Source organism: Rhodoferax ferrireducens, assembly GCF_003347515.1.
In the GTDB taxonomy this organism is placed as follows: Bacteria; Pseudomonadota; Gammaproteobacteria; order Burkholderiales; family Burkholderiaceae_C; genus Rhodoferax.
Genome location: NZ_QEII01000315.1, coordinates 95,488 through 108,787, shown reverse-complemented (window position 1 = coordinate 108,787; position 13,300 = coordinate 95,488). Strand labels below are relative to the sequence as shown.

General features: G+C 59.4%; 15 protein-coding genes. 9 read left to right on the top strand and 6 right to left on the bottom strand.

The window, feature by feature from the left end; all coding sequences use genetic code 11:
* Positions 1 to 3 precede the first annotated feature (3 nt).
* Complete coding sequence (locus C5P05_RS27540; protein ID WP_114973064.1) at positions 4 to 612, bottom strand: TRAP transporter small permease subunit; 609 nt, start codon at positions 610 to 612, stop codon at positions 4 to 6.
* Positions 613 to 826: 214 nt separating this feature from the next.
* On the opposite strand from C5P05_RS27540, the gene senA reads away from it, so the two are divergent.
* Positions 827 to 2,074: a selenoneine synthase SenA gene (gene senA / locus C5P05_RS27535; RefSeq protein ID WP_232834683.1), complete on the top strand. Its 1,248-nt coding sequence runs from the start codon at positions 827 to 829 to the stop codon at positions 2,072 to 2,074.
* Positions 2,075 to 2,186: 112 nt separating this feature from the next.
* On the opposite strand, the gene C5P05_RS34095 is transcribed toward senA, so the two are convergent.
* Positions 2,187 to 2,348 (bottom strand): hypothetical protein, encoded by a 162-nt coding sequence (locus C5P05_RS34095; RefSeq protein WP_198674899.1) that lies wholly within the window; start codon positions 2,346 to 2,348, stop codon positions 2,187 to 2,189.
* 35 nt (positions 2,349 to 2,383) lie between these two features.
* Here C5P05_RS34095 and C5P05_RS27530 point away from each other — a divergent pair, with 35 nt between their 5' ends.
* From C5P05_RS27530 to C5P05_RS27515, 4 genes are all read left to right on the top strand, one after another.
* Complete coding sequence (locus C5P05_RS27530; protein ID WP_198674898.1) at positions 2,384 to 2,542, top strand: hypothetical protein; 159 nt, start codon at positions 2,384 to 2,386, stop codon at positions 2,540 to 2,542.
* Between the two features lie 97 nt (positions 2,543 to 2,639).
* The gene (locus tag C5P05_RS27525) at positions 2,640 to 3,413 is read left to right on the top strand and encodes a hypothetical protein (RefSeq protein WP_114973062.1); all 774 of its coding nucleotides are present in this window, start codon (positions 2,640 to 2,642) and stop codon (positions 3,411 to 3,413) included.
* Positions 3,410 to 3,886, top strand: a complete 477-nt coding sequence (locus tag C5P05_RS27520; RefSeq protein WP_114973061.1) for a hypothetical protein — start codon at positions 3,410 to 3,412, stop codon at positions 3,884 to 3,886. Before C5P05_RS27525 ends, C5P05_RS27520 begins: the two co-directional genes overlap by 4 nt.
* A 14-nt stretch (positions 3,887 to 3,900) precedes the next feature.
* Positions 3,901 to 4,221 carry a HigA family addiction module antitoxin gene (locus tag C5P05_RS27515; protein WP_114973060.1) on the top strand — a complete coding sequence of 107 codons (321 nt, stop codon included), beginning with the start codon at positions 3,901 to 3,903 and terminating at the stop codon, positions 4,219 to 4,221.
* Here the strand turns inward: C5P05_RS27515 and C5P05_RS27510 are convergent.
* The 4 genes from C5P05_RS27510 to adh form a co-directional block, all read right to left on the bottom strand.
* The gene (locus tag C5P05_RS27510) at positions 4,218 to 4,592 is read right to left on the bottom strand and encodes a DUF779 domain-containing protein (RefSeq protein WP_114973059.1); all 375 of its coding nucleotides are present in this window, start codon (positions 4,590 to 4,592) and stop codon (positions 4,218 to 4,220) included. The two genes, C5P05_RS27515 and C5P05_RS27510, sit on opposite strands and share 4 nt — an antisense overlap.
* Positions 4,593 to 4,596: 4 nt before the next feature.
* Positions 4,597 to 5,808 (bottom strand): L-threonine dehydrogenase, encoded by a 1,212-nt coding sequence (yiaY, locus tag C5P05_RS27505; protein WP_198674895.1) that lies wholly within the window; start codon positions 5,806 to 5,808, stop codon positions 4,597 to 4,599.
* 375 nt (positions 5,809 to 6,183) lie between these two features.
* Positions 6,184 to 6,549, bottom strand: a complete 366-nt coding sequence (locus tag C5P05_RS27500; protein WP_114973057.1) for a DUF779 domain-containing protein — start codon at positions 6,547 to 6,549, stop codon at positions 6,184 to 6,186.
* A gap of 74 nt (positions 6,550 to 6,623) precedes the next feature.
* Entirely contained in the window at positions 6,624 to 8,144 is a 1,521-nt protein-coding gene (adh, locus tag C5P05_RS27495) for an aldehyde dehydrogenase (RefSeq protein ID WP_114973056.1), read from the bottom strand.
* Between the two features lie 262 nt (positions 8,145 to 8,406).
* Between adh and C5P05_RS27490 the strand changes: the two genes are divergently transcribed.
* The 4 genes from C5P05_RS27490 to C5P05_RS27475 all read left to right on the top strand — a co-directional run bounded on the left by C5P05_RS27490 (position 8,407) and on the right by C5P05_RS27475 (position 13,281).
* The gene (locus tag C5P05_RS27490; RefSeq protein WP_114973055.1) at positions 8,407 to 9,411 is read left to right on the top strand and encodes a LysR substrate-binding domain-containing protein; all 1,005 of its coding nucleotides are present in this window, start codon (positions 8,407 to 8,409) and stop codon (positions 9,409 to 9,411) included.
* A gap of 75 nt (positions 9,412 to 9,486) precedes the next feature.
* Positions 9,487 to 11,166: an OFA family MFS transporter gene (locus tag C5P05_RS27485; protein ID WP_114973054.1), complete on the top strand. Its 1,680-nt coding sequence runs from the start codon at positions 9,487 to 9,489 to the stop codon at positions 11,164 to 11,166.
* A 73-nt stretch (positions 11,167 to 11,239) separates the two neighbouring features.
* Complete coding sequence (locus C5P05_RS27480; protein ID WP_114973053.1) at positions 11,240 to 11,728, top strand: formate dehydrogenase subunit gamma; 489 nt, start codon at positions 11,240 to 11,242, stop codon at positions 11,726 to 11,728.
* Positions 11,725 to 13,281 (top strand): formate dehydrogenase beta subunit, encoded by a 1,557-nt coding sequence (locus tag C5P05_RS27475; RefSeq protein WP_114973052.1) that lies wholly within the window; start codon positions 11,725 to 11,727, stop codon positions 13,279 to 13,281. Before C5P05_RS27480 ends, C5P05_RS27475 begins: the two co-directional genes overlap by 4 nt.
* Positions 13,282 to 13,300: the final 19 nt, after the last annotated feature.

The window sequence follows — 13,300 nt, the reverse complement described above, 5'->3', positions numbered from 1 at the left end:
GGGTCAGGCCTTGTTGGCTTTGGCAGCTTTTTCTTCAGCCAGCTTTTGAATCGCTTCAGCCAATTCTTCTTCTGGTGTCTTTTCGACTTTTTTGTTTGTAGGGTCTTCAATCAGACCCTGCAGAAACGCCAGGCGCTTGATCAATTCAGACCAACCCTGCAGCAGCAGCAGGCCGAAGCCCAGGGGAATCATGGCGTACACCGGCCAGCGGATCAGACCCCCTGCATTCGACGACATTTCACCCGACTGATAGCCCCGCAGGAAGAAGGGAACGCCGTACCAGAGAATGGCCAGGCAAAACGGCGTCAGGAAGCAGGCGAAACCGAAAATATCGATCCACATTTGCTTGCGTTTGGAGAAGTGGGTGTAGATGACGTCAATCTTGACGTGTTCGCTATTGAGCAACGTATAGCCCGCGCACAACAAAAATGTCGCGGCAAACAGATACCACTGCACTTCAAGGTAGGCATTGGAGCTCACATTGAATGTCTTGCGCACAATGGCGTTCACGGCGCTGATGACGGTGGAAGCCAGAATCAGCCAGATGACATGTTTGCCAATCTGGCTATTCAGCCAGTCGACAGCTCGTGAGAATTTTAGAAGCGCATGCATGGTGTCTCCATTGTTAGAAAATTGTAGAAATGCGGATTGCAGCGATCAAATTAATGCGCTGCAGGTGTACGGTCACGGACGTCAGAGCGTAACGTGTTGCGACTGAGAAAAAGCTGACGACCACGTGTTTTCGGCCTAGGGTAAACACGGGTGCGTGTTCTCATGCCAAGATATCGGCAAAGGTGCATTGACTCAATCATCCAGGCCACATTCCATGCTCAATAAATCACCTCTTTCCATCGACTCGCCCGACATGCGACGGGCAGGGCGCGACCTTCTGTCGCTCGCCCTGATGGACGCGCGCAACCACACCTTGCATTTGATGGGGCAGTACGAAAAAGCCCTCGCGGCATCCCATTTCGAAGTGCCCTGTCTGCCCGAACTCAACCCGCCCTTGTGGGAGCTGGGGCACATTGGCTGGTTCCAGGAGTGGTGGCTAGGCCGCAATCTGCAACGCCATCTCGGAACGGCTTGTGAGCCGTCCGCGGCCCGTCTGGCGTCCCTGGCGCCGCACGCGGACCGTTGGTGGGATTCAGGTCATGTCGCGCACGACAACCGATGGGCGCTGGACTTGCCGGATCTGGGTGGCATCAAGAGCTACCTGCTGGATACGTTCGAAATCACGCTGGAGTTGCTGGAGAAGGCGCCCGAGGACGACGAGGCGCTGTATTTTTACCGTCTGGCCCTGTTACATGAGGATATGCACGGTGAGGCGCTGATTTACATGGCGCAGACCTTGGGCTTTCCAATGGGTTTGAGCATGCCCGGCCCGAGCCCGGTGCGCGAACCTTTGCTGGTGCCTGCCACGCGCTGGCAGTTGGGCCATGGCGCCGGGCAGGGCGGCTTCAGCTTTGACAACGAACGGCCAGCGTATGAGGTGCAGGTGCCCGAGTTCGAGATTGATGCGCAGGTGGTGAGTTGGGCGCAGTTTGTCGAGTTTGTGGATGACGGCGGCTACGACCGATCCGAGCTGTGGCAGCCGCAAGGCTGGCAATGGGTGCAGGATAAAGCGGCGGGCGCGGGCCGGCGGGCGCCGCGCTATGTGGACCAGATCGGCGTGGCCAGCGGCGCGGTGATGCAGACCCGTTTCGGCACGCCCAAGCGCATGCTGGGTGGCCAGCCCGTCATGCATGTGAGTTGGTGGGAGGCCGACGCCTGGTGCCGCTGGGCCGGCCGGCGCCTGCCCGCCGAGGTGGAATGGGAAGCCGCAGCGTTCAATGCCGCGCGACGCGGTTTCCGCTGGGGCGAGGTCTGGGAATGGACGGGCACCACTTTCCGCGGCTATCCCGGCTTTGTGGCAGACCCGTACCGGGACTATTCCGAACCCTGGTTTGGCACGCACAAGGTGCTGCGCGGGGCCTCGTTTGCGACCCGCGCCCGCATGAAAAACCGCAAGTACCGCAACTTCTACCTGCCCGGGCGGGATGATATTTTTGTGGGATTTCGGTCGTGTGCGTTGTGAGCCAGCAGAGCAGGCGGGTTTGTGAGATGCTACTGAAATGGTAGCTTCTTGCGCATATAGGACGAGGGCTAGAGGCTGATTTGTTTTAAATTTGTTCCGGTCGTTGTGGTGCTCAGATCAGTTGCTGTTGTAGCGAGGCGTTTGCCAGTGGTCTCACTCGGGCGTAGTCCAGCAGCTCTGCCAAGCGCGCGCCTTGGCCCTGCCACTCGTAAACCACGTTTTCTGCCAGCAGCACGTAATGCCAGGGTGCGCCGCCACGCTGCACGACGCTCAAGCCGTTGTAAGCGCTGGGACGGAGGCGTTGGCTACTTGGAGCGTGAAACTTTCGATGCCTTCCTCAAGCTGCCAGCGCCCCAACGCAAGATCATCCGGGAAGTGATCCTGACCTTCGCCAAGGTGCACGCAGACGCCGAAGTGCAATCGGGCAAACCACAGCCCGGAGTCAGTTGGTTACTACAAAATAAATAGTTGCTTGTGCATGCGCTGTAAGCGCAAGAGGTACTTTTATTCAAAAATTCCAAACCCTTTGCACAGACACGCCACGGTGTCTAAAATGACCTGATCTATGGACGCCCAGCGCATCACTGTCGCACTAATTGACCACTCGGCTGGCTTTGAAACCAGTCCCGAGCGGGTGCGTTTGGGTGATTTGGCCGATTTTTCGTCCGATGTCGTCACTTTTTTGCGAGGTGACGGCAAGGAAGTTGATACCAAAACACTTGAAATCGCCATTCGCAAAGGTTCGTTGGCCATTGAGACATCGCCACTCCTGGCGGCTCCGCGATTGTTCAGCGATTTGCGCGGTTTTCTGGCAAGTGAGTTGCTGGACAGCGTGGATGCCAAGCGTCGTGAAGTGATGGAGCGCTGGCAGAAAGCTGCGCGACAGACGCGTCAACTGGCCTACCGCATCACGGCTCCTTTTCTGGAGCGGCCCATTTTGATCAATTCGGAGTCCGACTATCACGCCGACGATGCCGATCAGTGGGTGCAGGTTGAGCGGTACATTCGCGGCGAGATTCAGGATCTCGGGGGCGCAACGAAAGCAAATGCGCATGTGAAGTTACCGGACGGACGCACCTTGAAGGTGACAGCTGAGCGCGATGTGTTGAAAGATGACACCGTTAACCGTCTTTACAAGGTGGCCATGTTGCGTATCAAGGCTGAATACAACGTGCTGACGCGCGATTTGCGCAACGCCAGGTTGATCGAGTTTGTGGAATACGCCCCCAGAGTGGATGAGGATGAGCTTGCGCGCCTGAACCGTCGAGGTGCGAATGCCTGGAAAGATGTGCCCGACGCAACGGCCTGGGTCGATGAGTTGCGTGGAGGCCCCCATTGAACAGCGTGTTGCTGGATACCAGTTTCTTGATCAGCTTGAGCGATCCGACCCGTGCCCATCATGCGGCAGCGGTTCAGTACTACAAGGAATGTGTGCACAGGCAGGTGCCGATGTACTTGTCTACGATTGTGATATCGGAGTTTCAGGTCAAGCAAGCCATCAACGATTTGCCCTTGCGCAGTTTCATTGTCTTGCCATTCAATGTAGATCACGCCATGCGTTGTGGCTTGATCATTCGAAATATGTCGCGAGACCCGGAAGATGACCGGGTGCGTGTCAAGGATGACTTCAAGCTCTTGGCACAGTGTGACTGCGAGGCAGTCAGCCATTTGATCAGTGAAGATGCCAGTACCCTTGCCAAGTATCTTGATCGCGCCCGCGAGACCGGTTTGGCCAGTACCAGAGTGATCTTGCTACGAGACGGGTTCGATGCTGCATGGTTTGAGAACGGGCAGTCACGTTTGGTGCCCTGAGTCTTGGGGCCAAAATGACACAAAAATTACTTGACGAAAGTCACCCTGGCGAAATCCTGCTGGAGGAGTTCATGAAGCCGCTGGGCATTACGGCCCGGCAACTTGCGGCCGACATGGATGTGCCGCCCAGCCGCATTAGCGATATCGTGAATGGGGCACGGCCCATCACGGCGGACACGGCCTTGCGTTTGGGTCTGTTTTTTAGCATGGAGCCGCGTTACTGGCTGAACCTTCAAACCGAGTACGACATGCGCATCGTTACGCGCGAGAGCCGCGACAAGATCGCACCGCGCATCCGCGTTTTTCAGCCAGCCGTGGTCGCAACGCAACCTTAGCCCGCCAGGTTCAATTCGACCAACTCCGCTTCGCTGAACACCCTTGAGCGTGTGTGAAACGCCTTGCCCTCCGGCCCTACGAGCGAGAAGGTGCCACCGCCCTGGGCATCGATCACGTCAATGATGAGCTGGGTGTGTTTCCAATATTCGTATTGCGACTTGCCGATGTAAAACGGGCAACCCCCAATGTCGCCGAGGTAGACATCACCACCACCGATGGTGATTTCACCCGGCAGGTAGCAGTTGGCGGCGCTGCCATCGCAGCAGCCGCCGGACTGGTGGAACATCAGCGAACCATGTTTTTGTTTGAGAAATTCGATGAGTTCCAGCGCAGCAGCGGTGGCCGACACGCGTGGCGGTGTCGTGCCCATGGCGTCAGGCTGGCACGGTGTCGCGCGTGGCCTGGCTTGCGGAACGTCCAGCGTCTGCCGATGCAGTCATGGCACCCCGGAAGATGCCTTCAATCTCGGCCTGGCTGGCCTTGCGCGGATTGGTCAGGCCGCAGGCATCCTTGAGCGCGTTCGCGGCCAGCATGGGAATGTCATTTTCCTTCACGCCCAGGTCGGCCAGGCAGGCGGGAATGCCGACGTCCACCGAAAGCCGGCGGATGGCGGCAATGCACGCCTGAGCCCCGGCCGTGGCATCCATCCCCTCGACGGCCACGCCCATGGCGCGCGCCACGTCGCTGAGGCGGGCGGCCGAGGTTTGCACATTGAACGCTTCCACATGCGGCAGCAGCAGGGCGTTGCACACGCCATGCGGCAGGTCGTAGAAGCCGCCCAACTGGTGCGCCATCGCGTGCACGTAGCCCAGCGATGCGTTGTTGAACGCCATGCCGGCCAGGAACTGGGCGTACGCCATTTGCTCGCGCGCCGGCAGGTTGTCGCCGTGCGTCACGGCGGTGCGCAGGTTTTGCGAGATGAGTTCCACGGCCTTCAGGGCGCAGGCGTCGGTGATCGGGGTGGCGGCGGTGGAAACATAGGCTTCCACAGCGTGGGTGAGGGCATCCATGCCGGTGGCGGCTGTCAGGCCCTTCGGTTTGGCCAGCATCAGTTCCGGATCGTTGACCGACATGATGGGGGTGACGTTGCGGTCCACGATGGCCATTTTGATGTGGCGCGCTTCATCGGTGATGATGCAAAAGCGGGTCATTTCGCTGGCCGTACCGGCGGTGGTGTTGATAGCGACCAGCGGCAGCTGCGGTTTGGCCGAGCGGTCTACTCCTTCGTAATCGGCAATCTCGCCACCATTGGCCGCGCACAGTGCAATGCCCTTGGCGCAGTCGTGCGGCGAGCCTCCGCCCAGCGAAATGACGAAATCGCACCGGTGTTCCTTCAACTGGGTCAGGCCGGCTTTGACGTTGGCCACGGTCGGGTTGGGCTGGGTGCCGTCGAACACCACCGACTGGATATCCTGCGCTTCCAGCAAGGACTGAATTCGGGCCGCAACCCCCAGTTTGCTGAGGACCGTGTCGGTGACGATGAGTGCCTTGCGAAAGCCGTGGCCGCGAATGGCCAGAACGGCTTCTTGCAGACAGCCTGCCCCCATGATGTTGACGGAAGGCATGAAAAAAGTGGTGGACATGATGAGTCTCCTGGGAATGGAATCGATGAAAAACCTTGCCCATGAATTTAGGCAAGGAAGGTGACGATGCCAACGGAGACCCGTGATCGCCGAACGGTAGCTTCCAGGCTACCGTTCTGTTAAAAATATTAGCACTTCCTATTTGAAGGAATGAGAAAAAATGTCAGGAACCTATGGTCCATTAAGAAGCCCTGAAGTAATCTTCAATGCTTTTGATGAGGGATAAGAAAACTTGCTTTTTTTGCATGCCCATGGCGTGCCACAGGCCTTCATGGGGTTGTATCAATTCGCTATGCAATTAATAGCCGAATACGGATATATTGCGGGGGCTAGAGGCCCATTTCATTTTAAAAAAATGCCAAATTCCTGGTTTGCAGTTCAGTTCTGCAATATCAATTCACGGAGTTCTGAGTCGCTGAACACCCGCGAGCGTGTGTGAAACGCCTTGCCCTCCGGCCCTTCGAGCGAGAAGGTGCCACCGCCCTGGGTCTCGATTACGTCGATGATGAGTTGCGTGTGTTTCCAATATTCGTATTGCGACTTGCCGATGTAGAACGGGCAGCCGCCGATGTCACCCAGGTGCACGTCACCCGCACCCATCGTGATTTCACCGGGCAGGTAGCAGTTGGCGGCGCTGCCATCGCAACAGCCGCCGGATTGGTGGAACATCAGCATCCCATGTTTTTGCTTCAGGAACTCAACGAGTTCAAGGGCCGCTTCGGTCGCAATGACTTTGTCTACCACGCCAATCTCCAGATAAAAAAAAGGGGCAGTTGCCTGCCCCTTGAAAGTACATCACCCTTTGGAAAATCTCTGGATCAGAAGAAACCCAGCTTGCTTTCGCTGTAGCTGACCAAGAGGTTCTTGGTTTGCTGGTAGTGGTCAAGCATGACCTTGTGGGTTTCGCGGCCGATGCCGGATTCCTTGTAGCCGCCGAAAGAGGCATGCGCCGGGTAGGCGTGGTAGCAGTTGGTCCAGACGCGACCGGCCTTGATGGCGCGGCCCATGCGGTAGGCCACATTGCCGTCACGGCTCCAGACACCGGCACCCAGGCCGTACAGTGTGTCGTTGGCCAGTTCCAGCGCTTCGGCTTCGTCCTTGAAGGTGGTCACGGCCAGCACCGGTCCAAAAATTTCTTCCTGGAAAATGCGCATTTTGTTGTTGCCCTTGAACAGGGTGGGCTGCACGTAGTAGCCGCTTTCCAGATCGCCACCCAGGTGGGCTTGCTTGCCACCGATGAGCAGTTCAGCACCTTCCTGCTTGCCGACATCCATGTAGCTCATGATTTTGGCCATTTGCTCTTTGGACGCCTGTGCACCCATCATGGTGTCGGTGTCCAGCGGGTTACCCTGGACGATGGCGGCGACGCGCTTGAGCACGCGCTCCATGAACTTGTCATAGATCGATTCGTGAATCAGCGCGCGTGATGGGCAGGTGCAGACCTCGCCCTGGTTGAAGGCAAACAGCACCATGCCTTCGATGGCTTTGTCCAGGAAACCGTCGTCCTTGTCCATCACATCGGCAAAGAAGATGTTGGGCGACTTGCCGCCGAGTTCCAGCGTGGCTGGAATCAGGTTGTTGGCCGCGGCTTGGGCAATCACGCGGCCGGTGGTGGTGGAGCCGGTGAAGGCGATCTTGGCGATGCGCTTGCTATTGGCCAGCGGCATGCCGGCTTCGCGGCCAAAACCGTTGACGATGTTGAGCACGCCCGGTGGCAGCAGATCGGCGATCAGCTCGGCCATGATCAGGATGCTGATGGGGGTCGATTCAGCGGGCTTGAGCACGACGCAGTTGCCGGCGCCAATGGCGGGGGCCAGCTTCCAGGCGGCCATCAGGATCGGGAAGTTCCAGGGAATGATCTGGCCGACGACGCCGAGGGGTTCGTGGAAGTGATAGGCCACGGTGTCGCCGTCGATATCGGAGAGGCCGCCTTCTTGCGCACGGACGCAGCCAGCAAAGTAGCGGAAGTGGTCAACGGTGAGCGGGATGTCGGCGTTCAGTGTTTCGCGGATCGGCTTGCCGTTGTCCACGGTTTCGGCGTAGGCCAGCAGTTCGAGGTTGGCTTCCAGGCGGTCGGCAATTTTCAGCAGGATGTTGGAACGCTCGGTGGGCGACGTCTTGCCCCATTTGTCGGCGGCGGCGTGGGCGGCATCCAGGGCCAGTTCGACATCTTTGGCGCCAGAGCGCGCTGCCTGGGTGTAGGGCTTGCCCGTGATGGGCGTGATGACGTCAAAGTAAGTGCCCTCGACCGGCGCGACGAATTTGCCGCCAATGAAGTTGTCGTAATGGGCCTTGAAGGCAATCTTGGCACCAGCGGTGCCGGGAGCTGCGTAGATCATGGTGTGTCCTCGTATCGTCGAAAAATTGAAGGGTTGTCCCTTGCGGGTATCTGTATCTATCAAGTCCCGTGCCACCTCGCAGAAAGGCAGAAGAGGGTCGATTTGGGTGATTTTTCTAAGGACTAACGCGGTGTTTTGCCCATGCTGACGTGTGGCGATGCGCAACAGCTGTTGCAAAACGGGACAGTCGGAGGAAGGTGCATCTATGCATAAAGTTTCATACCCATGATGAAGGGCAAGGCGGGCTCTATGATCGGCGCCTATGAGCCTATTCACCTCACTGCATTACCTTGTTGCCCTGCATCAGCACAAGCATTTCGGACGCGCCGCCGAGGCCTGCCACATCACACAGCCGGCCTTGTCCAACGCGATTCGCGCGCTGGAGGAAGAGTTTGGCACGGCCATCGTCAAGCGGGGCCGTTCGTTTCAGAGCTTCACGCCCGAGGGGGAGCGAATATTTGCCACGGCGCAGCGGGTGCTGCATGAACAGGAACTTCTGCAGCAAGATCTAAAAAGCGCGGCGGAACAGCCGGTGGGTGCGTTGACTCTGGGTGCCGTGCCTTCCGTGATGCCGATTGCCGCCCGCTTTGCGGGCCTGTTGCAAGGGCGTCACCCCGGCCTTTCCCTTGTGCTGCGCTCGATGAGTTCGCCCGACATCGAGGCCGGCCTGGAGAACCTCTCTGTGGACATGGCGCTGGGATACACCGACCGACTCAAGACGCGGGCCGCCAAAATCACGACGATTGAGCAGTACACCGAACGCTATTTTCTGCTGCGGCGTGCCACCAAACCCGCCAAGGCTGGCTTGCGCATCGTGGATCGGCCCGTGTCATGGGAAGCGGTGTCGCGATTGCCGCTGTGTCTGTTGACACCGGAGATGCACAACCGCGCGATTGTGGATGCCGCTTTCAAGCAAGCCGGTGCAAAAGTCAAACCCGTCATTGAAACAAATTCAATTCTGACGCTGGGCTTGAGTGTGCTGGTGGGCGAGGTCAGCAGCATCTTGCCGGGCGCTCTTGTGGGTGTCCTGCGTGGCTACTCTGAGCTGGAGGCCGTACCGCTAACGGGTCCGGAAGTGCTGACGCCGATTGGCTTCATGTGCGCCGGCACGGATCGACCGTCGCACACGCTGCGTGCCGCCCTCGACATGGCCAGCGATCCGGCGTGGCAGCAACATGTCACATCCCATACCGGCTTGCTGCAAGCGGGTCTGCCGGGCCGAAGCGTCGCTACATTCAAAACCTGTATGGGCCCATGTGCAGAATAAATTTGACCACTAGCTGAGCTCTCCTTGACACTGTCCCCAGCTCACATCAAGTGGGCGTTAATAAAAGGAGACAGCATGTCATCAGTAATGGACGGAGCGACCACGTTCCCGATTCCTAAAGGCAGACTAGGGGTGCTCGACAAAGAGCACATCGTCGCCGGCCCCGGCTTCAACCGCTGGCTCGTGCCCCCGGCGGCCCTCGCGATTCATCTGTGCATCGGCATGGCCTACGGTTTCTCGGTGTTCTGGCTGCCGCTGTCCAAGGCGCTGGGTATCAAGGAAGCCATCAAGTGCGGCCCGGAGGTCGGCTTTTTCCAGGAGCTTTTCACCACCAGTTGTGACTGGAAGATTTCCACCCTGGGCTGGATGTTCACGCTGTTCTTTGTGCTGCTCGGCTCCTCGGCCTCGATCTGGGGCGGCTGGCTGGAGCGGGTTGGTCCACGCAAAGTGGGCGTGGTGTCGGCCCTGTGCTGGAGCGGCGGCATGCTGATCTCGGCGCTGGGCGTTTACTTCCACCAATTCTGGATGATGATTGTGGGCTCAGGGGTGATCGGCGGTGTTGGGCTCGGGCTGGGCTACATCTCGCCCGTCTCCACCCTGATCAAGTGGTTTCCTGACCGTCGCGGCATGGCGGCCGGCATGGCCATCATGGGCTTTGGCGGCGGCGCCATGATTGGCTCCCCCCTGGCCGCCGACCTGATGAAATATTTCGCTTCCGCCACCGATGTTGGTGTGGCGCAGACCCTGGCCGTGATGTCCCTGGTGTACTTTGTGTTCATGATGGCCGGTGCCTTCGGCTACCGCATTCCGGAGACCGGCTGGAAGCCCAAGGGCTGGACGCCCAAGCCGGCGCAGGTCAACAACGCCATGATCACCCCGCACCATGTGCATGTGAGCAAGGTCTGGGGCATTCCCCAGTTCTGGCTGATTTGGATGGTCTTGTGCATGAACGTGAGCGCCGGCATTGGCGTGATCGGCATGGCCTCGCCCATGCTGCAGGAAGTGTTTGGCGGCTCGCTGATCGGCGTGGCCAAGAAGTTTGGTGAACTCGACAAAGCGCAATTGGCCGCCATCGCCGGTGTGGCTGCCGGCTTCACCGCACTGCTGAGCCTGTTCAATATTGGCGGTCGCTTTTTCTGGGCCACCATCTCCGACAAACTGGGTCGCCGGCTCACCTACGCGGTGTTTTTCATCCTCGGTGGCATCCTGTACTTCAGCATTCCCGGCAGCGCCGCGGCGGGCTCGAAAGTGCTGTTTGTGGCCGCGTTTTGCGTGATCCTGAGCATGTACGGCGGTGGCTTTGCCACCGTGCCGGCTTACCTAGCCGACATCTTCGGTACCCAGATGGTGGGCGCCATTCACGGTCGCCTGCTCACCGCCTGGGCCACGGCCGGCATCGTTGGGCCGGTTGTGGTGAACTACATGCGCGAATACCAACTGGGCTTGGGCCTGCCGCGTGAGCAGGTCTACAACCAGACCATGTACATCCTGGTCGGCATGCTGGTGGTGGGCTTGATCTGCAATCTGCTGGTGCGGCCCCTGAATCCCAAATGGTTCATGACACCGGACGAGCTGGCCGTTGAGAAGCGCCTGGCGCATGAAAAAGTAAAGGCGTCGGAAGTGCATGGTGATGGCACGCATGCGCATGACAAGCCTAGCAATCCGGTCTTCCTGGTGTTGGCTTGGGCGGCCGTGGGCATTCCCTTGGCCTGGGGCGTTTACCGCACTTCGCTGACGGTCGCCAAGTTCTTTTAGCCAGCGTGTTTTACAGGCCATCCGGTATCAAGCAGGCGGCCTGACTTTCAATTTCAATGCAGACCAAATCACCATGTTGACCGAAACCACTCGCCAGACCCTCCAGACCCTGGTGGCCGCCAAGAAGCAATTGCCCGGGGCGCTGCTGCCCATTCTTCATGACATCCAGGAGGCGCTGGGCCATGTGCCCGCCGAGGCCGTGAGCCTCATCGCACAGGAGTTGAATCTGTCGCGCGCCGAGGTGCATGGAGTTGTGACTTTTTATCACCACTTCCGGTCTGAGCCGGCGGGCGACACGGTAGTGCAGATTTGCCGGGCCGAGGCGTGCCAGTCCATGGGCGCGGAGCGCCTGTGGGCGCATGCCTGCAGTCAACTCGCCGTTGATGCGGCTCATGCAGCGCACGGCCACACAACGGCGGATGGCATGTTCACGCTGGAGCCGGTTTACTGTCTGGGCTTGTGCTCCTCTTCCCCGGCGATGGCGCTGAATGACAAGGTCCATGCCCGTGTGGATGTGGAGAAATTTGACCGGCTGGTGGCGGCCGCAAGGAGCGCGGCATGAGCATCAAGATTTATGTGCCACGTGACTCGGCTGCGCTGGCGCTGGGGGCGGATGAAGTCGCCGCTGGCATCGTGTCGGAGGCGGCGCGGCGCGGTCTGACGATCGAGTTGGTGCGCAATGGCTCGCGCGGTTTGTTCTGGCTGGAGCCTATGGTTGAGGTGGTGACCGACGCCGGGCGCGTGGCGTATGGCCCGGTCGCGCCGGAGGACGTGGCCGGCTTGTTCGACGCGCAGTTTCATACGGGCGCGGCGCATCGGCTGAACCAGGGGTTGATCGAAGAACATATTTATTTGCGCCATCAGGAGCGCCTGACTTTTGCCCGCATGGGCATCACCGATCCCTTGTCGCTGGCCGATTTTGAAGCCCATGGCGGTTTTGCCGGCTTGCGCCACGCGCTGAGCTTGAGTGCGACAGAGGTGGTGCAGCAGGTGCTGGACTCCGGCTTGCGTGGTCGCGGCGGTGCCGCGTTTCCGGCCGGCATCAAGTGGCGAACCGTGGCCGCCGTTCAGGCCGCTCAAAAGTACGTTGTCTGCAATGCCGACGAAGGCGACTCCGGTACGTACTCCGACCGCATGACGATGGAGGGCGACCCCTTCATGCTGATCGAGGGCATGACCATTGCCGCCCTGGCCACCGGGGCAACGCAGGGTTATATCTACATCCGCTCCGAGTACCCGCATGCGGTCGCCACCATGCGCGAGGCGATCGACATTGCGACGGCGGCCGGGTTCTTGGGCTCTGATGTTTTGGGCTCGGGCCACGTCTTTCATCTCGAAGTCCGCAAGGCCGCCGGCGCTTATGTCTGCGGCGAAGAAACTGCCATGCTGGAGAGCATCGAAGGCAAGCGCGGTGTGGTGCGCGCCAAGCCGCCGATTCCGGCCTTGAAGGGCTTGTTCGGGCAACCCACCGTCATCAACAACGTGATCACCTTTGCTTCGGTGCCCATCATCCTGGCCCGTGGCGCGGCCTTCTACAAAAACTATGGTGTCGGCCGATCGCACGGCACCTTGCCGATTCAACTGACCGGCAACATCAAGCACGGCGGTCTGATTGAAACGGCCTTTGGCATCACGCTGCGCCAACTCATGTTTGATTTTGGCGGCGGCAGCGCATCGGGCCGACCCATCAAGGCGGTGCAGGTCGGGGGTCCGCTGGGCTCTTATGTGCCCGAAGCGCATTGGGACGTGCCGCTGGACTATGAAGCCTACGCAGCCGTTGGTGCGACCGTCGGGCACGGCGGCATCGTGGTGCACGACGACACGGCCGACCTGTCGAAACTGGCGCGTTATGCGATGGAATTTTGTGCGATCGAATCCTGTGGCAAATGCACACCTTGCCGCATTGGTTCGACCCGCGGTGTCGAGGTGATTGACCGCATCACGCAGGGCGAAAACCAACCCCAACAGGTCAAGCTGCTGCGCGATCTGTGCGACACCATGCTGCACGGCTCACTGTGTGCGCTGGGGGGCATGACGCCGAACCCGGTGCTGTCGGCACTGAACCACTACCCGCAGGATTTTGGCCTGGCCGTGCCAGAAGCCCTTGCCGCCTAAAAGAATTGCCTCAGGAGAA

Bases quoted from the DNA above. Each gene is read 5' to 3' on its own strand.
- C5P05_RS27540 (WP_114973064.1), bottom strand. From the start codon at position 612: ATGCATGCGCTTCTAAAATTCTCACGAGCTGTCGACTGGCTGAATAGC.
- senA (WP_232834683.1), top strand. From the start codon at position 827: ATGCTCAATAAATCACCTCTTTCCATCGACTCGCCCGACATGCGACGG.
- C5P05_RS27525 (WP_114973062.1), top strand. From the start codon at position 2,640: ATGGACGCCCAGCGCATCACTGTCGCACTAATTGACCACTCGGCTGGC.
- C5P05_RS27515 (WP_114973060.1), top strand. From the start codon at position 3,901: ATGACACAAAAATTACTTGACGAAAGTCACCCTGGCGAAATCCTGCTG.
- C5P05_RS27510 (WP_114973059.1), bottom strand. From the start codon at position 4,592: ATGGGCACGACACCGCCACGCGTGTCGGCCACCGCTGCTGCGCTGGAA.
- adh (WP_114973056.1), bottom strand. From the start codon at position 8,144: ATGATCTACGCAGCTCCCGGCACCGCTGGTGCCAAGATTGCCTTCAAG.
- C5P05_RS27490 (WP_114973055.1), top strand. From the start codon at position 8,407: ATGAGCCTATTCACCTCACTGCATTACCTTGTTGCCCTGCATCAGCAC.
- C5P05_RS27485 (WP_114973054.1), top strand. From the start codon at position 9,487: ATGTCATCAGTAATGGACGGAGCGACCACGTTCCCGATTCCTAAAGGC.
- C5P05_RS27480 (WP_114973053.1), top strand. From the start codon at position 11,240: ATGTTGACCGAAACCACTCGCCAGACCCTCCAGACCCTGGTGGCCGCC.
- C5P05_RS27475 (WP_114973052.1), top strand. From the start codon at position 11,725: ATGAGCATCAAGATTTATGTGCCACGTGACTCGGCTGCGCTGGCGCTG.